The sequence below is a fragment of the Microvirga sp. VF16 genome, assembly GCF_016864375.1.
Taxonomy (GTDB): Bacteria; Pseudomonadota; Alphaproteobacteria; order Rhizobiales; family Beijerinckiaceae; genus Microvirga.
This window is the reverse complement of sequence record NZ_CP069354.1, coordinates 1902704-1921115: the sequence shown is the minus strand read 5'-3', so window position 1 is coordinate 1921115 and position 18412 is coordinate 1902704. Positions and strand designations below refer to the sequence as shown.

Genomic DNA, 18412 nt, shown 5'->3' with positions numbered 1-18412 from the left:
GAAACGGCAATTCTCAAGCAACGGTTCAGTTGAACCCAGGCCTTCTCCCCTGCTACCAGGGTTTCTTCGATCAAGCGTTGGAATTTGATGCGTTTTCAGGAAACCCTGCTCGAGGGCCGTCTCATCGAGCGCTACAAGCGATTTCTGGCGGATATCGAGCTCGACACCGGCGAGGTAGTCACGGCCCATTGCGCCAATCCCGGTGCGATGCTGGGGTTGAAGGAACCTGGCAGCCGGGTCTTTCTCTCCCGGGCGACGAACCCAAACCGGAAGCTCAAATACAATTGGGAATTCGTAGAAGTCGCGGCAGGTGGCGGTCCGCTCCAGCTGATCGGCATCAACACCTCCCGCCCCAACCTCCTGGTTGCTGAAGCCCTGCGGGAGGGACTCCTTGCGCCCTTCGCCCGCTACGACCGGGTCAGGCCTGAGGTGAAGTACGGCAAGAACAGCCGTGTCGACTTCCTGCTCGAAAAGGAGGGCGAGCCGCCCTGCTATCTGGAGGTGAAGAACTGCCACCTTATGCGCGAGGCAGGCTTCGCCGAGTTCCCGGATTGTGTCGCGGCCCGCAGCGCCAAGCACCTCTACGAGCTCGCCGACATGGTGGCGGCGGGAACCCGAGCTGCCCTCGTCTATGTCATCCAGATGGATGCCGAGCGTTTCGATGTGGCCCGCGACATTGACCCGGCCTACGACAAGGCCTTTCGGCATGCCTTGGCGGCCGGTGTGGAATCATATGCCTATGTCTGTCGGATTACACCGGAGGAAGTCGTCATCGACCGGCCGGTTGAGATTGTGACGCCGCGATAGAACTACCCAACGGCTGGCTCATAAACCTACGTCCACATCCTGAGAGACTGACCGGAAAAGCGCTGACAACCCTCCTCCCCCACAAGCCTCGGGCTTGCCCGAGGCTTGTCTTGGGTCTGCTGCAAGTCGGGAACACCCGACTTGCAGTGGGGAGGAGTTGGAGGTGGGGGTGTGAGCGATCGCCTATGAAGGTCTGGCGCCGACACCCCCACCTGGTCCTCCCCACAAGGGGGAGGGAAGCCCGCGTTAATCTTTTCAGGCCAGACTTTGAGGGCTCAGGTGAATGCCGATTTGGGTTGGGCTTTCAGGAGCGCTCGAACGCGAGATTCATCTTGGTCTCGAGGATCTGCCGGTAACCCTTGTTCTTCAGGAGCTTCACCACATCGGTCTGCCAACGCTCCGGCACATTCGCGATGATCAGAAGCGAAGGATAGAGGGAGACAGGCGCATCCCGGAAAAACGGGTCGAGGACCAAGTCCTCGGCGCCTTCCACGTCGAGCTTGATGGCATCGACGCGGGTCAGGCCTTCTCGATTCAGAAGTTCCAGCATGGTCACAGTCGGGACGCGGATCGCGTCCGTCTGGCTCGAGTTCACGATCTTCAGGCTCGCTTCGCCCCGGTTGAGGGGATCGAGGAACAGGGTGAGCTTGCCGGTCTTATCCGCCACCGCGCAATCCACGGCCTTGATCGTGCAGGAGGGGTTCTGGCGGATGTTGTAGATCAGGCGGTCGAAGATCTCCGGTTGCGGCTCCACAGCCAGGATCCGCGTCGGAACACCCCTCGCCTCCCGCGCGACGGAGAGGGCATACCAGCCGACATTCGACCCTACATCGATGAAAGTGAAACCGTCCGTGATCCGGGAGATCAGGATCCTGATCTCATCAGCGTCGAAATATTGGGGGGTGAACAGGATCCGCCGCTCACAGACGTTCTTATAAGGGTAGAGCCTCATGCGGACGCCGAAGGTCTCCAGGTCGAGCGGCAGGCCCGTCAGGGTTTTCATCGCCAGGCGGCGCAGCATCAGGGCCAACCGGCGGCCGGCCCATCCCTCGGGCAGCCCGCGCGTGCGGTCGATCACCCAGCGGGCGAGTCCTGAAGGCGCAAAATCGCCGAAAGGGCGAGAATCATTCATTAAGCGGGAATCCAAAGCCGTCGAATGGGATGAACAGGGTTGCTCATGACACCCTCGGGCGCCATTCGCAAGCGGGGCATTAAGGTCTTTGCTTGCGTCGCGCGCGGCGATCCTTACATTCCGGGCATCAGATCAAGGATCGAAAATGACTGAAACCGACATTGTCGAGCGCAAGCGCGCCGCCGAGATCCCGCTCCACGGGTCGGAGGCCTTCGAGGCCATGCGGCGGGTATGCCGCCTGACGGCCGAGTGCCTCGACATGCTGACTGACTATGTGAAGCCGGGCGTCACGACGGAATTTCTGGACAAGCTCGCCTTCGACTTCATCCGCGACCATGGTGCCTATCCGGCCTGCCTGCACTATCGCGGCTATACAAAGACGATCTGCACCTCGATCAATCACGTGGTCTGCCACGGCATCCCCAACGACAAGCCCCTGCGCGACGGGGACATCATGAATATCGACGTGACCCTGATCCTCGACGGGTGGCACGGGGATTCGAGCCGGATGTACTATGTGGGCGAGGTTCCCCGCCGGGCCCAGCGCCTCTGCGAGATCACCTATGAATGCCTGATGCGCGGCATCGCCGCAGTGAGGCCGGGCGCGACCACGAACGACATTGGTGCGGCCATCCAGTCCTATGCCGAGGCGGAGCGCTGCTCGGTGGTCAGGGATTTCTGTGGCCATGGCCTCGGTCGCGTCTTCCACGATTCGCCAACCATCCTCCATTATGTGGAGCCGGCCTATAACGTGGAACTGAAGCCGGGCATGCTCTTCACCATCGAGCCCATGATCAATTTAGGGCGACCCCAAGTGAAAGTGCTCGCGGACGGCTGGACCGCGGTGACCCGCGACCGCTCCCTCTCGGCCCAGTTCGAGCACACGGTCGGCGTGACGGAGACCGGAGTCGAGGTCTTCACCTTCTCGCCGAAGGGGCTGGACAAGCCGCCTTACACCGCAGCTTGACACTAGCCTGCCGCATCGCTTCAAGCCTACAAAGTAACATCGATGGCCAGAGACCCTCGGACCATTGATTGGCAAGAAGCGACGGGCGGGCATGAGCGGCGACGAGACTCCCCATTATCACGGCCATCGCGACCGGCTGCGCGCCCGCTTCATGGAGGTGGGCGGCGATGCACTGCCGGATTACGAACTGCTGGAACTCGTCCTCTTCCGCTCGATCCCACGCCGGGATGTGAAGCCCATCGCCAAGGAACTTTTGAAGCGCTTCGGCACCTTCGCCGAGGTAGTGGCGGCCTCCCCCGCCCGACTCATGGAGATAGAGGGGATCGGCGAGAGCGTGGTCGCGGATCTCAAGATCGTGGAGGCTTCCGCCCGCCGGCTTGCCAAGGGCGAGGTGGCGAAGCGCCCGGTCCTGTCCTCCTGGACCTCCGTTCTCGACTACTGCCGGACCGCCATGGCCTTCATGGACAAGGAGCAGTTCCGGCTCCTCTTCCTCGACAAGCGCAACGCGCTCATCGCCGACGAGGTGCAGCAATCCGGCACAATCGACCACACTCCAGTCTATCCGCGAGAAGTGGTGAAGCGCGCCCTCGAACTCTCAGCCTCCGCCCTGATCCTCGTCCACAACCACCCCTCCGGGGACCCGACACCCTCCTCCGCCGACATCAAGATGACCCGCGAGATCATCGACGTCGCCAAGCCTTTGGGGATCACCGTGCACGACCACATCATCGTCGGCCGCGAGGGCCATGCCAGCCTGAAGGGTCTGCGGCTGATCTGAAGTGAGTTGCAGAACGAGAACCCCTTGCATCGCACCTATCCGGTTTCTGTCGGATCTGCATTGAAACAATGTTTTGCCGCACATAAGCTTGAGGCCATGCGTCTGAAGACCTGCCTTACCATGATCGCTGCCGCCTATTTGCTGCTCGCTCAGCCGGTAACCACTCTGGCGGCAGAACTGCCTGCCAAGAATGTCTCAGCCGTAGCCTGGCATTTCGGCCCGGCCTGCCTGATGGCCGATAGCGCTCTTACCTGCCAATGGGACCGCCTCACGCACCACTCGATTGTCCTGAACCCAGCTCAGGAAGAGATCGAAGCCGTTGCGCAGCGTCACCTAAGGAGGTCCTACTCGGACACAGTTTTACACGGGACTCCGGTGCGGCGCCTCACCTGCCCTGATCAGCTCTGCTAGATCAGCGTCTCGATCCCGGTGAAGATCGCGTAGACGAAACCCAGGCTCAAGGTCAGGCCGATGGAGCCGATGATCAGGCCGCCAATGATCACCAAGCCATCGCGCTCGACCAGTCCGAGACCCACCAGGCACACGGCAAGCCCCAACGGAATCTGCCCCACGAAAGGCGGCGCGAAGAGGAGGCCCAGGGCCAGGACCAGAATGATTGCGCCCATGAGCCGCATGGAGAAGGGCGTGTCGAGAAAGGTCATGCGCGGGCGCGAGATGCGCTCCAGCCGGCGGAAGACCGGTATCGCCCGCTCGACCGCCCGCTCCACATCAGTGCGGGCAACCGACCGGTTCATAAGCTGGCGCGGCAACCAGGGGGCTTCCCGACCGAAGGCGATCTGAATGGCGACGAGCGCGAGCAGCAGGCCGCAGACCAACGGAATCGGCGGCGGCATGGGAAGGCAGTTGGGCAGACCCAGCAGGACGATCAGGAGCGCGAAGGCCCGATCTTGGAGCACCGCCATGATCTGGCGCACGGTCAGGCGCTCGCCTGGCTGGGAGGCAAGAGCGAGCAGGATTTGAGAAGTGCGCGCGTTGGAAAACAAGAAGCCCTGGCAGGTTCTGGGATGCTCAGGGCGCCTCTCTACCTGACTTAAGGTCCGGGGCCAAGGCTCTGAGCCCCTCACAAATCAATGAATGTTGATCTCCCCCTGGATGGCCCGGAATTCCGCGGGCTTGATCAGCTGGGCATGGGTGATGGTGACCGAATGCAGCGGCCCGACGAGCTCGCGTTTCCAGAAATCGAGAAAGCCTATGAGAACGGGAAAGCGGGGAGCCAGATCATATTCCTGCCAGATATAAGTTTGCAGGAAAGATGGGTGATCCGGCATGCGGTAGAGAATTTTGGCGGTCGTCAGCCCATAGCCTTCCATCTGCCGGATAAATTCCTTGGATACCATGCGAACTCCCTCTCTCAAGCTCCAGCGAGCCTTTCCGACAGGTGTCCGCCCCAACGGCACAGGCGGTTTCCTGCCCTATGCTCAAGGCTAAATCTTGAGTGCACATCGAAGTTCCTGCAAGCGCATTGGACACAAAAGGGAAGACTACTTTTGGGATTAATCCGATGCTCATCTCTTAGTGAGCGCATCGTTTATTGCGGAAAACCAGGGCCTCTTTTCCGCATGATGCGCTGGCGGACTTGCACATCCATGCGATCTTGCGTTGATTGCCTGGGCGAGAACCTGGACGGGAACATCGGATAAGGAGATCACCGGGAATGCGCTTTGCCTTCGCGGGAATCGATTTTCTCGGAGATGTTTTCGAGACGTTGCTCGCTAAAGGCTGGGAGCCGGTCAAACTCTTCAGCCGCCCCTGCGACAGCATCTACGACTTCAACGACATCACGGTTGCACGCGCACGCGCATTGCGGCTGCCGGTCCAAACGTCGCGGATACATCCTGCGGATCTCGCAGGCCTGAAAGCCATGGGTTGCGAGGCTCTGGTAGTGGCGGGCTATCCCTGGCTGATCAAGGGTTGGGAGCGGCATCTGCCCTACGCCGTCAACTTCCATCCGTCTCCCCTGCCGATGGGACGCGGGCCCTACCCGCTCTTCCAGGCCATCCTGGATGAGCTTCCCGAATGGGGCATGACTGTCCATGTGCTCGAGCCCGCCTTCGACACCGGGGCTATCGTCACCCAGAAACGGTTCTCCTTAAACGGCACGGAAAGGCACGATACGCTGCTCGCCAAGTGCCAGATCGCCGCCAAGGAGATCTCGCTGCAGCTCGCCGACCACCTGCCCCGGCTCTGGGCCGAGGCAAGGCCCCAGGGTCCGGGGACCTATTGGCCGCGGATCACGCAGGCACAGCGGACCGTCGACTGGTCTGGAAGCATCCGGGATGTGCTGCGCACCATCCGCGCCTTCGGCTCCATCGAAGCCTTCGCCCAGATCGATTCCCGCTACATCTATGTGTGGGAAGCGACCGGCTGGCAGGAGCCACACCGCTACCGGCCCGGCACGCTCGTTCACAGGCACCGCAAGCACATGGTCGTCGCTGCGCGCGACGGCTTCATCCAAGTTACGGGCTGGAGTCCCTATGCCCCGGGACCGGCGCGAGGGTCTTAGACATTCGGCACGATCCGGTCTATGCCAGCGGCGCATCCACCGTGCAGACGATCCCTGTCGGCCGAAACTCGATCTGGGCTGCTCCATTGAGCTCCTGAGCCAGACTGCGCTCGATCAGCTTAGAACCGAAGCCCCGACGGCTCGGCGCTTGCACGGGCGGGCTCCCGCTCTCCTCCCAGGTCAAATGAAGGCGAGGAGGATGGGTCTGCTCGACTTTCCAAGAGATTCCGATCTCACCGGTGGAATTCGACAGGGCGCCGTATTTCACGGCGTTGGTCGCAAGTTCCTGAAGCGCCATGGCGAGCGCCAGAGCCATGCGAGGCGACAGGCGAACTTCGGGTCCCTGCAGGTGCAGCCGGTCTTCTCCGCGGCCAGCATAAGGCGCAACTGCCTGGGCGACGATTTCCCTGAGCTCCGCCCCTTCCCAGCTCTCCCTCGTCAGTACGTCATGCGCGCGGGCCAAGGCGATCAACCGACCTTCGAGAGCCTCCTTCGCATCCCGCATGGTCGGAGCATTGCGCAGGGTCTGCGAGGCGATGGATTGGACCGTGGCAAGCGTATTCTTCACCCGATGGTTCAGCTCGTGGATCAGAAGGGTCCGCTGGTCCTCCGCCTGCTTACGGTCTGTGATGTCGCGCTGGATTCCCCAGAGCCGCTTGAGCTGACCGTTCTCGACAATTCCGGTCATGCTGTTGTCGAAATGCTTGTGGTTTCCTGCAGCGTCCAGCTCGACGGACTCCACGCCGGTCAGGTTGTAACCGGAGCGAATGACCCCGGCGAGAAAGGCTCTTGCCTCAGGGTCAGACGAAGGCAATGAAAACTCGAGCGTCTTGCCGATCAGATCCTCCGCCCGCGCGAGGCCATACATTTCGGCCATGGCATCATTGCATTCGACGAAGCGCCCGTGGCGATAAGCGAGCTCGACCTGCTTCTCGACTGGTAGGGACACGTCGAGAGGGGGATCAAATTCCAGAAGCCAGATACCCTCCGAGCTGTGCGCGATGAACGAACGATAGCGCTCCTCGCTCTCGTGCAAGGCTGTCTGCGCGTCCTTTTCCGCCGTGATATCCCATTGGGCGCCGAGCGAACGCACGAAGCGTCCCTTGTCATCGCGAAGAAGTTTGGTTCGCGCGGTGATCCAGCGCATCTCGCCATTATCAGCACGAAGAATGCGGAACTCATAGTCGAGTTGATTGCGAGAGGGATCGGCGACGGCAGCCCGCGTTTCGGCTTCGATCCACGGCCGGTCTTCCGGATGCACAAGGGCGATCCAGTCGTCGTACGAGAAGAAGCCGGAGAGATCCTCGGGCAGTCCGTACAGTTCCAGGTATTCCGGCGAAGTGATGGCCTTGTTGGTTCGGCGGTCGAACTCGAAGCTGCCGATCCTTGCGGCCTCCTGCACCTGCCTGAGCCGCTCCTCGCTTTCGCGGCGGGCGTTTTCGGCTAGTTTTCGCCCGGTGATGTCATCGAACAGAATCGCGACGCGGCGCTGTTCCGGATTGCCGATCCGGTAGGCGAAGACATCGTACCAGCGGTCCAGAGCAGCCGCCTCATGCTCGAAACGGGCCGGCTCGCCGGTCAACGCGACCCGGCCATAGATATCGAACCAGTAATCCTCGTGCGTGGGCTGCAACGAACGCATGCTTTTGCCGGCTGCATCATACAGACCCGTCTGTTCCTCGAAGATGGGATTGACCTCGGCGAAGACGTAATCAACCGGTCGGTTCTGTTCGTCGAAGATCATTTCGACGATGCAGAAGCCCTGATCGAGCGCCTCGAAGAGGGCGTGATAGCGCATGTCGGTCTCACGGAGTGCGACCTCCTGACCTTCACGCAGGGCATCTTCAGTGAGGACCTTGTCCGTTGTCTCTGTTGCGGCGCAGTAGAACCCGGCAACGCCGCCGGCTTCATCCCTGATTGGTGTCCAGGAAAAGGTGAACCAGCTCATGGGCCGACCCGGACGGCCAGCCAGAGGAACCGGACGGTCGATGAAATGCTGCGCCTCGCCCGCCATCGTCGCCGCAGCGATGGGGCGGTATTCGTCCCAAATCTCCGGCCACACCTCCGAATAAGGCCTTCCCAGAGTCTTCGGGTGTTTGATGCCGAGAATTGGCAGGTAATTGTCGTTGTAAAGCGACGTGAGTTGGGCTCCCCAGGCAACATAGACCGGCTGCTGTGAGGCAAGCATGAGATCGACGATAGTCCGCAGGCTCTGGGGCCAGGTCTGTATTGGTCCTAAAGGCGTCGCAGCCCAGTCATGTGTGCGGATGCGCTCTCCCATCTCGCCCCCCGCCGCGGGCCAATGGGATGCCCCGAACGCCTGCGAAGCGGTGCTCTCCTGATATCCCGAACGCTGGGGAGAGGTCCCGTTCAGGGCGACATCGTTCATCGGACGGATGTCCGACGACAAGAGTTTACCGCCTCGGTTGCCTGGCAGGAACGAACCCGATGAGCAGCGTCCGAGGTCAAGACAAGAATGGATCTTTGCGGTCTCGCGGACATTCCCTGCCTTTTGGCTCGACGGATTGCGTCGTGATGCAACCTGGAAACATAAGGCCCATGGGTAGGCGATCAAGAGATGACGGAATTGCCCGCAAGCCGGGACCCGGTCCCTGCCGGGATTCGCATGCCGCATGAGGGTTTCCAGGCCATCTGCCTCAGCCCTGGACGGATTCTTCGCCCATCACCTGCGGAACTAATATCTCCTGACAGCATTACTTCCTCACGAAGACCAAATGCCCCCAGGTCTTCGAGACCCTCAAAGCCCTTCACCGCCCCTCGTGAAGGGCTTTTTCTTTGTGCGGACTTAGCTGTCGGCCAAGCTGAAACTCTCCGCCCTCCCGATCATTGCCCTTCTGAAGGCTATCCTGTTGGCCTTCAGGACCGGGAGGCCTCCTCATTTGCTGGAAACGGCGGGTGGGGAGGCCTCTCTGTCATGTGTCCACAGATTTCAGAGCTGGTGGTAGTGACGTCCCTGATAGACCAGGGTGGGCTTCTGTTCGCCAAGCCGGATGCGGACGATCTCGCCGATGATGACATGGTGGGTCGCAACGACCCGGGCATCGCTGATGCGGCAATCGAAGGAAACGAGGCTCGTTGTCAGGGCGGGCGAACCCGTCTCCAACCTTTCCCACTGACCGACTGTGAAGCGCTCCTGCCCTTGAAGACCGGAGCGGCCCGCGAAGACGTCAGCGAGCGCCAGATCCTCAGCACTCAAGGTATTCACGCAGAAAACCCGGTTGGCCAGGAGCGCCTGCGCCGACCGTGAGGCGGTATTGACGCAGACCAGAAGCGAAGCTGGGCTGTCCGTCACAGGGGTGACAGCGGTCGCCGTAAAGCCCGCGCGTCCGGCCGAGCCATCAGTCGTGACCACGTGAACGGCCGCGGCCGCCCGGCTCATGCCCTCCCTGAAGAGAACAGCATCGGGGCTGGTGTCATCTGCGGTGGCTGAATTGGGAGTGGCTTGAGACTTCAACATCGTGATCCGGACAAGCCTCTTCCACTCTTTTCAGGCCGAGCACAAGGCTGCTCAGAACCATATGGGCCTCGGTCTTATCCTTTGGAAGCAGTAGGCAAAATTGGACTTGCCCAGTATTGCAGCTGTTCCTGCCGCTTATTCCATCATAAGAGGTAATAGGAAACTTAACAGAAAGTTGTCGAACGAAAATCCGTTTGCTAGAGACACGCGCACCTTACGTCAGGCTTGGCGACGTTCGCACGTCGTGCTTTCCTGCAGTGTTTCCCAAGAATGACCCCATTCCAGAGGGGCAAGGGTAGGACATGGAAATCTTTGTGCAGCAGCTCATCAATGGGCTGACTCTGGGGTCGATCTACGGCCTCATCGCCATCGGCTATACGATGGTCTTCGGTATCATCGGCATGGTGAATTTCGCCCACGGCGACGTCTTCATGCTCTCGGCCTTCATCTCGCTCATCCTCTTCCTCCTCCTGACCACTTGGCTCGGGATCTCGTCCGTCGCGCTGGCACTTCTCGTCGTGCTCGTCGTCGCGATGGCGCTCACGTCCCTGTGGGGTTGGGCCATCGAGCGGATCGCCTACCGGCCCCTGCGCGGCTCGTTCCGCCTGGCGCCTCTGATCTCGGCCATCGGCGTCTCGATCTTCCTGTCGAACTTCGTCCAGGTGGCGCAAGGAGCGCGTAACAAGCCGATCCCGCCGATGGTCCAGGACGTGATCGTGCTCTTCCAGGGCGAGAGCGGCTACAACGTCGCCCTCTCCTACAAGCAGATCATCATCATGGTCACCACCGCGGTGCTGCTGACGATCTTCTGGTATCTCGTCCAGAAGACCTCCCTCGGACGTGCCCAGCGCGCCTGCGAGCAGGACCGCAAGATGGCCGCTCTCCTTGGCATCAACGTGGACCGGACGATCTCCCTGACCTTCGTCATCGGCGCCGCCCTCGCTTCGGTCGCGGGCACCATGTACTTGCTGTATTATGGCGTGGTGAGCTTCAACGACGGCTTTGTGCCGGGCGTGAAGGCCTTCACGGCAGCGGTTCTGGGTGGCATCGGCTCGCTCCCGGGCGCCGTTCTGGGCGGGTTGATCATCGGCCTCATCGAGACCTTCTGGTCGGCCTACTTCTCGATCGAGTACAAGGATGTGGCCGCGTTCTCGATCCTCGCCATCGTCCTGATCTTCATGCCCTCCGGTATCCTCGGACGGCCTGAGGTCGAGAAGGTTTAAGGAGCCTAAAAGCATGAACGCTCCTTCCATCACCACCGCGGGCCAAACCCAGGCCGCGACGCGGACCTTCGACCTGCGCGCCGCCTTGAAGGATTCCTTCAAGACCGCACTGATCATGTTGGGCCTCTCGATCCCGATCCTGGCCTACAGGACGGATCAGTCCGGTGCCGATCTCTTCCTCACGCCCCGCTGGGGCCTGGTCGCAATCATCTGTGCCATCGTCTTCGGACTGCGCCTGTTCCTGCACGCCTTCACGGCGTCGCGGGCCTATCGCCAGGCGACGCCCAGCCCACGTCAGGCGACGGAACCGGTTCATGCCGAGCCGAGCGCCTTCCAGCATGTGTCACGCTTCGCTATCCCCTTCTTCCTTGGCATAGCGCTCGCTTTTCCGCTTCTGGTCTACCTGATCCAAGGCGGATTGAACGAATCCCGTTACTGGGTCGATCTCGGCATCCTGATCCTCACCTATGTGATGCTCGGATGGGGTCTGAACATCGTGGTGGGGCTCGCTGGCCTGCTCGATCTGGGATACGTGGCCTTCTACGCGGTCGGGGCCTATTCCTATGCCCTGCTCTCGACCACGTTCGGGCTGTCGTTCTGGATCTGCCTGCCGCTCGCCGGCATTCTCGCCGCCTTCTGGGGCATGATCCTCGGCTTCCCGGTGCTGCGCCTGCGCGGCGATTATCTCGCCATCGTCACCCTGGCCTTCGGTGAAATCGTCCGCCTTGTCCTCATCAACTGGGTGGATCTGACCAATGGCGGCGCCGGCATCTCCTCGATCCCGCGCGCGACCTTCTTCGGCATACCGTTCACAGCGGGTGAAGGCGGGTTTGCGCAGACCTTCGGGCTCGAATTCAACGGCATGCACAGGATCATCTTCCTCTATTACCTGATCCTGGTGCTGGCCCTGATCACCAACTTCGTCACCATGCGCCTGCGCAGGCTGCCGATTGGTCGGGCCTGGGAAGCTCTGCGTGAGGACGAAATCGCCTGCCGGTCTCTCGGCATCAACACCACGAACACCAAGCTGACGGCCTTTGCCATCGGCGCCATGTTCGGCGGCTTTGCCGGCTCGTTCTTCGCAGTCCGCCAGGGCTTCGTCTCTCCGGAAAGCTTCAACTTCCTGGAATCGGCGATCATCCTGGCCATCGTGGTGCTCGGCGGCATGGGCTCGCAGATCGGCGTGGCGATTGCGGCCATCGTGCTCGTCGGCGGCCCCGAGATCCTGCGCAACCTGACCTTCCTCCAGGCCATCTTCGGATCGGGCTTCGACCCGAACGAGTACCGCCTGCTGCTCTTCGGTGCCGGCATGGTGGCGATGATGGTCTGGCGTCCGCGCGGCCTGATCTCGGAACGTGAACCCTCGGTGATCTTGAAAGAGCGCAAAGCCATTTCCGGCTCGCTCGTGAAGGAAGGACACGGCTAATGCGCTGGCTGCAGGATCCCATCCTCGACGTACAGCATCTCACGATGCGCTTCGGCGGCCTCGTCGCCGTCAACGATCTCTCCTTCCAGGCCGGGCGCGGCGACATCACCGCGCTCATCGGCCCCAACGGAGCAGGCAAGACCACGGTCTTCAACTGCATCACCGGATTCTACAAGCCGACGGAGGGCATGATTGCCCTTCGCAAGCCCGACGGCTCGCATCTGCTGCTGGAACGGCTTCCGGGCTTTGACATCAACTGGAGGGGCAAGGTTGCCCGTACCTTCCAGAACATCCGCCTGTTCTCCGGCATGACCGTGCTCGAGAACCTGCTGGTGGCCCAGCACAACCCGCTGATGATCGCCTCGGGCTTCACCTTCCTCGGCGTCCTCGGCCTCGGCGGCTATCGCAAGGCCGAGAAGGAGGCCATCGAGAAGGCCAAGTTCTGGCTGGAGAAAGCCCGGCTGATCCACCGGGCGGACGACCCGGCCGGCGACCTGCCCTACGGCGACCAGCGCCGTCTGGAGATCGCCCGCGCCATGTGCACGGACCCGCTGCTGCTCTGCCTCGACGAGCCTGCGGCGGGCCTCAACCCGCGCGAGTCGCATGAGCTCAACGAGCTCCTGCTCTCCATCCGCAAGGATCACGGGACCTCGATCCTTCTGATCGAGCACGACATGTCGGTCGTGATGCAGATCTCGGATCACGTGGTGGTGCTCGATTACGGCACCAAAATCTCGGACGGCGCGCCCTCCGAGGTCAGAAACGATCCCAAGGTCATCGCCGCCTACCTGGGCGTGGCGGATGACGAGGTGGAGAAAGTCGAAGCGGAGGTCGGGGCATGAGCACCGCTGGAGCAAACATCGCGATGCAGAGCCCTCAAGGGGCCACCTCCCGCCAGCCCCTGCTGAGCGTACGGGGCGTGAAGACCTATTATGGCAACATCATCGCCCTCAAGGGCGTCGACATGGACGTCCATGAAGGCGAGATCGTCACCCTGATCGGCGCCAACGGCGCCGGCAAGTCGACGCTGATGATGACGATTTTCGGCAACCCGCGCGCTCGCGAGGGCACGATCACCTATGGGGGCCAGGACATCACCAAGATGCCGACCCACGAGATCGCCCGCCTGTCGATCGCGCAATCGCCCGAAGGCCGGCGCATTTTCCCGCGCATGACAGTATTCGAGAACCTTCAAATGGGCGCGTCCATGCACAACATGGCCCATTTCGACCAGGATCTCGAACGGGTCTGCACCCTGTTCCCGCGCCTGAAGGAGCGCCTGCAGCAGCGCGGCGGCACCCTCTCGGGCGGCGAGCAGCAGATGCTGGCCATTGCCCGCGCGCTCATGAGCCGGCCCAAGCTTCTCCTCCTGGACGAGCCGTCCCTCGGCCTGGCACCCCTGATCGTGAAGCAGATCTTCCACATCATCAAAGAGCTGAATGAGAAGGACGGCATGACTGTCTTCCTCGTGGAGCAGAACGCCTATCACGCCCTCAAGCTGGCCCATCGCGGATATGTGATGGTGACGGGCAACATCACCATGAGCGGTTCCGGCAGGGAATTGCTTGAAAATCCGCAAGTCCGGGCAGCCTATCTCGAAGGGGGGCATCACTGATGCAGGGCATCCTCTACGAAGAGCCGTCGATCTGGCTCTTTCTCCTCATCACCGTGGTCATGGGCGGATGGGCGGCCTGGATGACGGGCCGGGCCATCGCCGTCACCTGGCGGCCGTTCTGGACCCTGATCCTTTACCTGTTCATCCTCGGCGCGGCGGTGCGCTTCATCCACTTCGCGCTGTTCGAAGGCACGCTGCTGTCGATCCATTATTATGCGGTCGACACCATCGTCCTTCTGATCATCGGGGCGCTCGGTTTCCAGTACCGCCGGGCCCGGATGATGACCAGCCAATACCGCTGGCTCTACGAGCGGACCGGCCCGTTTTCCTGGCGGGAAAAGGCGTCTGCTACCAAGGGCTAAGCCCAAAAGATTCCCAGGTGACATCCGCTTAAAAACCAGCATGATGCTGCCTTGGATGACGGGCATCCCGTCAAACCGGCCCCACAAGGAAGGGGGGCCTATAAAACCACCCAGAGGAGTGACCTCATGAAAAAACTGCTGTTGACCGGCGTAGCCCTCGGTCTTGGCCTCGCCTTCTCCAGCGCAGCCAGCGCCCAGATCAAGATCGGCGTTGCTGGCCCCATCACCGGCCCGAACGCGGCTTTCGGCGCCCAGCTGAAGAACGGCGTCGAGCAGGCTGTCGAAGACATCAACGCAGCCGGCGGCATCAATGGCCAGAAGCTGCAGATCGTCATCGGCGACGACGTGTCCGACCCGAAGCAGGGCGTGTCGGTGGCGAACAAGTTCGCCGCTGAAGGCGTGAAGTTCGTCGTCGGCCACTTCAACTCCGGCGTGTCGATCCCGTCCTCGCAGGTCTACGAGGAAGCCGGCATCGTCCAGGTCACCCCGGCCTCGACGAACCCGCAATTCACCGAGCGCGGCCTGTGGAATACCTTCCGCACCTGCGGTCGTGACGATCAGCAGGGCCTCGTTGCCGGCAGCTATCTCGCCGACAAGTTCAAGGGCAAGAAGGTCGCCGTCGTTCACGACAAGACCCCCTATGGAAAGGGCCTTGCCGACGAGACCCAGAAGGCCATGAACGCCAAGGGTCTGAAGGAAGTCGTCTATGAAGGCGTGAACCCGGGCGAGAAGGACTATTCCGCTCTCGTGTCGAAGCTGAAGCAGGCTGGCGTCGACGTCGTCTACTTCGGCGGCCTCCACACGGAAGCCGGCCTCATCATCCGTCAGATGCGCGACCAGGGCCTCAACGCTCCGCTCATGTCGGGTGACGGCATCGTGTCGGCCGAATTCACCTCGATCGCCGGCCCGGGTGCCGACGGCACTCTGATGACCTTCTCGCCGGATCCGCGCAAGAACCCGAACGCGAAGGACGTCGTGGCCAAGTTCAAGGCCAAGAACTTCGAGCCTGAGGCCTACACTCTCTACAGCTACGCCGCCGCCCAGATCCTGGCCGAGGCTGCGAAGCAGGCCGGTAGCACCGATGGCAAGAAGGTTGCCGACGTCATGAAGGCGGGCAAGCCCTTCAAGACCGTCATCGGCGACATCTCCTTCGACAAGAAGGGCGACATCACCCGTCCGGACTACATCATGTATGTCTGGAAGAAGGGCGCCGACGGCAAGATCGACTACTCTGGCAACGAACTCGCCATGTAATCGATTGGCCTGAAAGCCAATGATTGGAACCCGCCCTGGCGACAGGGCGGGTTTTCTTATGAAAGCTCCCGTTCAAAGCAGCCAGGATTATGCCAGCTCTGACTTTATCGCTGCTCGAGGCCACTTATGCGGTCTGCCGCTTCCCGGCGGGCATGCCCGTCACGGCCCCTTCGCCGGGACCCTTCTCGCTCCTGATTCAAGCGGCGGAGGAAACGACCCTCGTCTGTCCGCTCGATGAGGCTCGATCCGATGCCGAGGTCGATGTAGGCTGGCGCTGCTTTCGGATCGAGCAGAGTTTCGATTTCAGCGTTCCGGGCATCCTGGCCTCCGTCCTCACCCCCTTGGCCAAGGCGAGCATCGGCATCTTCGCCACGTCCACCTTCAGCACCGATTACGTGCTGGTGAAGGCGGAAGATGCGGAGAAAGCCGTGGCCGCGCTCAGGGACGCCGGACACGAGGTCAGAAGCGAGGATTGATCAGGCCCGTTCGACCCGGGCGGCAAAACAGCCGCGCCTCGCGAAATGAGCATCGATATGCGCCACCTCGGGATTGGCGAAGAACCGCTCGATCACCTGCAGAACGTCACCGCCTTCCGCGACCTCGGCATCGACGATGAAGGCGTTGGCGTCATAGGCGCGCAGAGACAGGAGCCGATCACGCAGCATCGGCGGCAACTCATCCTGGTAGGTGCCCGTCTTAGCATAGCGGCTAACGAAGATTGGTCCCGCCGCGCGGTACGGTGAGGTCGATGTCGTCTGATGGGCGTGGTTGAGCAGCAGGAGCTCCTCCCCTACTCCAACCCGGGTCAGGGACACCCGGCATGGATAAGCATCGGCCTCATCGGCATAAACGCGCTTGGCGCCGATGGCCCTCAGGTCAGCTTCATTCAGTTCGAAGAGCGGTGCGAAAGGTTCGGCATCGAGGCCGCGGACTTGGAAGGGCATAGGTGATCTCCGTGTGAGATCACCAGAATGGCAAGTCATACTTCGTCGAACGACCCGATTCCTGTGACAACCTATCCTAACCGCCCGAGCGCCGGAAAGGTCTCCAGAAGCCAGAACGACATGTTGGTGATCCAGCCGGTGAGAAACGCAATCCCGGTCAGGACGAGGAGCACGCCCATGACCTTTTCGACCATGGCGAAGCGCGAGCGCATGCGCTTCAAGAGCGCCACGAAAGGCTTCATGGCGAAGGCCGCGAGCAGGAAGGGTATGCCCAAGCCTGCCGAATAGGCCGCCAGCAACAGCGCTCCGTGAGCCACGCTGTCCTCCGAGCCCGCCATGGTCAGAATCGCCGCCAGGACCGGACCGATGCAGGGCGTCCAGCCGAAGGCGAAGGCGAGGCCCATCACATAGGCGCCCCAGAGGCCGACTGGTTTCGCCACATTGAACCGGGCCTCGCGATAGAACAATCCGATGCGGAACAGCCCAAGGAAATGCAGGCCCATCACGATGATGGCGATACCCGCTACCGTGCTCAACACATCGAGATATTGGCGGATGACCTGGCCCAGGGCGGAAGCGGTCGCGCCGAGGAGCACGAAGACCGTCGAGAAGCCCGCCACGAACAGGAGCGCCGCCAGCATCGCGCGCTGGCGGACGGCGCGGTCGTCGCCCGCGCTCAGGCGGTCGAAGGTCGTGCCGGCCAGGAAGGACAGGTAGGGCGGGACCAGCGGCAGAACGCAGGGACTTAAGAAACTGATGAGGCCGCCGAGCGCCGCGGCTGGATAAGAAACACTGAGCATGACAGCCTTCTATCCGTTCGCGTCCGCTTGAGAAAGGCGGTGGAAGGCGGGTTCTCCAGCTTGTGAAGAGCGACGATTTTCGGTTTGCTTCGCCCCATGACACAGCGCCGCAATCTCATCACCGACGTCGCCGGACTTCGCATTGGCAATGCTCACGATGCCATCCTCGGTTCCGGCGTGACCGTCGCTCTCTTCGATGAGCCTGCGGTCACCTCCGTCTTTGCCATGGGCGGAGCCCCGGCTACCCGCGAGACCGATCTGCTCGACCCGGACAAGATGGTGCCCGGCATCCACGGCGTCGTGCTCTCCGGCGGTTCCGCCTTCGGTCTCGATGCGGCCAGCGGCGTCCAGGCTTATTTACGGGAACAGGGGATCGGCTTTGCCGTGAGGGACGCTCTCGTTCCCCTGGTCTCTCAAGCCTCCATCTTCGATCTCATCAACGGCGGCAACAAGGATTGGGGTCGCTATCCACCCTATCGGGAACTCGGCTACGAGGCAGCCCAACAAGCCGGCCTGGACTTCGAACTCGGCACGTCCGGCGGAGGATACGGCGCCACGACGGCAAACCTGAAGGGCGGTTTGGGCTCAACGAGCGCCACGACCTCCACCGGTCATACGGTTGGCGCTCTCGTCGTGGTGAACAGCATCGCTTCGGCCGTGATCGGCAACGGTCCCCATTTCTGGGCTGGCGCCCTGGAGGAAGGCGGCGAGTTTGGCGGGCACGGGCACCCTAAGCGCGTCGATCCGGAGAAACGCAAGCTCATCTGGAAGGGCGGACCACAACCGGCCACCACCATCGCGCTCATCGCCACCGATGCCGTTCTGACCAAGGCTCAGGCCAAGCGGCTTGCCATTGCGTCCCATGCGGGGCTAGCTCGAGCCTTACGCTTCTCCCACGCCCTCTTCGACGGCGACACGATCTTCGCCGCAGCCATTGGCCGCAAGCCCCTCAAGGATGAAGCCGCGGAGTTCACGGAACTGACGGCCCTTGCCGCGGACTGCCTCACCCGCGCCATCGCGCGTGGCATCTACGAGGCGACAGCCCTGCCCTATCCTGGCGCGCAACCGGCCTGGCGAGACCGCTTCGGAAAAAGCGAATAAG

At 61.8% G+C, this 18412-nt stretch carries 19 protein-coding genes and 1 pseudogene; 13 read left to right on the top strand and 7 right to left on the bottom strand.

Annotated features, from left to right (window positions below; translation table 11 throughout):
* Nucleotides 1-87: 87 nt before the first annotated feature.
* Complete coding sequence (sfsA, locus tag JO965_RS09040) at nt 88-807, top strand: DNA/RNA nuclease SfsA (protein WP_203443339.1); 720 nt, start codon at nt 88-90, stop codon at nt 805-807.
* Nucleotides 808-1111: 304 nt separating this feature from the next.
* Here the strand turns inward: sfsA and JO965_RS09035 are convergent, their stop codons facing one another.
* Nucleotides 1112-1939 carry an FkbM family methyltransferase gene (locus tag JO965_RS09035; RefSeq protein WP_203443338.1) on the bottom strand — a complete coding sequence of 276 codons (828 nt, stop codon included), beginning with the start codon at nt 1937-1939 and terminating at the stop codon, nt 1112-1114.
* Nucleotides 1940-2084: 145 nt separating this feature from the next.
* Here JO965_RS09035 and map point away from each other — a divergent pair, with 145 nt between their 5' ends.
* From map to JO965_RS09020, 3 genes are all read left to right on the top strand, one after another.
* Nucleotides 2085-2906, top strand: coding sequence for a type I methionyl aminopeptidase (map, locus tag JO965_RS09030; protein ID WP_203443337.1), 822 nt, complete (start codon nt 2085-2087; stop codon nt 2904-2906).
* A 91-nt stretch (nt 2907-2997) separates the two neighbouring features.
* Entirely contained in the window at nt 2998-3684 is a 687-nt protein-coding gene (gene radC, locus JO965_RS09025) for a DNA repair protein RadC (RefSeq protein ID WP_203443336.1), read from the top strand.
* A gap of 96 nt (nt 3685-3780) precedes the next feature.
* On the top strand, nt 3781-4095 hold the full coding sequence (locus JO965_RS09020) for a hypothetical protein (protein ID WP_203443335.1): 315 nt from the start codon (nt 3781-3783) through the stop codon (nt 4093-4095).
* Here JO965_RS09020 and JO965_RS09015 read toward each other — a convergent pair.
* The gene (locus JO965_RS09015) at nt 4092-4688 is read right to left on the bottom strand and encodes an exopolysaccharide biosynthesis protein (RefSeq protein ID WP_203443334.1); all 597 of its coding nucleotides are present in this window, start codon (nt 4686-4688) and stop codon (nt 4092-4094) included. The genes JO965_RS09020 and JO965_RS09015 overlap by 4 nt on opposite strands.
* An 84-nt stretch (nt 4689-4772) precedes the next feature.
* Entirely contained in the window at nt 4773-5042 is a 270-nt protein-coding gene (locus tag JO965_RS09010; RefSeq protein WP_203443333.1) for an usg protein, read from the bottom strand.
* A 317-nt stretch (nt 5043-5359) separates the two neighbouring features.
* Between JO965_RS09010 and JO965_RS09005 the strand changes: the two genes are divergently transcribed.
* Nucleotides 5360-6208 (top strand): methionyl-tRNA formyltransferase, encoded by an 849-nt coding sequence (locus JO965_RS09005; RefSeq protein WP_203443332.1) that lies wholly within the window; start codon nt 5360-5362, stop codon nt 6206-6208.
* 19 nt (nt 6209-6227) lie between these two features.
* Here JO965_RS09005 and JO965_RS09000 read toward each other — a convergent pair whose 3' ends face one another.
* Together JO965_RS09000 and JO965_RS08995 are read right to left on the bottom strand one after the other, a co-directional pair.
* The gene (locus JO965_RS09000) at nt 6228-8597 is read right to left on the bottom strand and encodes an HWE histidine kinase domain-containing protein (protein WP_203443331.1); all 2370 of its coding nucleotides are present in this window, start codon (nt 8595-8597) and stop codon (nt 6228-6230) included.
* A gap of 561 nt (nt 8598-9158) precedes the next feature.
* On the bottom strand, nt 9159-9686 hold the full coding sequence (locus JO965_RS08995) for a flavin reductase (protein WP_203443330.1): 528 nt from the start codon (nt 9684-9686) through the stop codon (nt 9159-9161).
* A 302-nt stretch (nt 9687-9988) separates the two neighbouring features.
* On the opposite strand from JO965_RS08995, the gene JO965_RS08990 reads away from it, so the two are divergent.
* The 7 genes and pseudogenes from JO965_RS08990 (at nt 9989) to JO965_RS08960 (ending at nt 16042) form a co-directional block, all read left to right on the top strand.
* Entirely contained in the window at nt 9989-10909 is a 921-nt protein-coding gene (locus tag JO965_RS08990; protein ID WP_203443329.1) for a branched-chain amino acid ABC transporter permease, read from the top strand.
* 13 nt (nt 10910-10922) lie between these two features.
* Nucleotides 10923-12335, top strand: a complete 1413-nt coding sequence (livM, locus tag JO965_RS08985) for a high-affinity branched-chain amino acid ABC transporter permease LivM (RefSeq protein WP_203443328.1) — start codon at nt 10923-10925, stop codon at nt 12333-12335.
* Nucleotides 12335-13147, top strand: a pseudogene (locus JO965_RS08980) (ABC transporter ATP-binding protein); the annotation flags it as partial. The gene livM and the pseudogene JO965_RS08980, both read left to right, overlap by 1 nt.
* Nucleotides 13148-13173: 26 nt before the next feature.
* Nucleotides 13174-13950 carry an ABC transporter ATP-binding protein gene (locus tag JO965_RS08975; RefSeq protein WP_203443326.1) on the top strand — a complete coding sequence of 259 codons (777 nt, stop codon included), beginning with the start codon at nt 13174-13176 and terminating at the stop codon, nt 13948-13950.
* A complete protein-coding gene (locus tag JO965_RS08970) occupies nt 13950-14312 on the top strand; it encodes a DUF6867 family protein (RefSeq protein WP_203443325.1) in 363 nt (120 codons plus the stop codon). Before JO965_RS08975 ends, JO965_RS08970 begins: the two co-directional genes overlap by 1 nt.
* A 126-nt stretch (nt 14313-14438) precedes the next feature.
* Nucleotides 14439-15566, top strand: a complete 1128-nt coding sequence (locus JO965_RS08965) for a branched-chain amino acid ABC transporter substrate-binding protein (RefSeq protein ID WP_203443324.1) — start codon at nt 14439-14441, stop codon at nt 15564-15566.
* Between the two features lie 89 nt (nt 15567-15655).
* Entirely contained in the window at nt 15656-16042 is a 387-nt protein-coding gene (locus tag JO965_RS08960) for an ACT domain-containing protein (RefSeq protein ID WP_203443323.1), read from the top strand.
* Here JO965_RS08960 and JO965_RS08955 read toward each other — a convergent pair whose 3' ends face one another.
* Nucleotides 16043-16510 (bottom strand): DUF1203 domain-containing protein, encoded by a 468-nt coding sequence (locus JO965_RS08955; protein WP_203443322.1) that lies wholly within the window; start codon nt 16508-16510, stop codon nt 16043-16045. It lies immediately after the preceding gene.
* 71 nt (nt 16511-16581) lie between these two features.
* Complete coding sequence (locus tag JO965_RS08950; protein ID WP_203443321.1) at nt 16582-17310, bottom strand: cytochrome c biogenesis CcdA family protein; 729 nt, start codon at nt 17308-17310, stop codon at nt 16582-16584.
* Between the two features lie 96 nt (nt 17311-17406).
* Here JO965_RS08950 and JO965_RS08945 point away from each other — a divergent pair, with 96 nt between their 5' ends.
* Complete coding sequence (locus tag JO965_RS08945; RefSeq protein WP_203443320.1) at nt 17407-18411, top strand: P1 family peptidase; 1005 nt, start codon at nt 17407-17409, stop codon at nt 18409-18411.
* Nucleotide 18412: the final 1 nt, after the last annotated feature.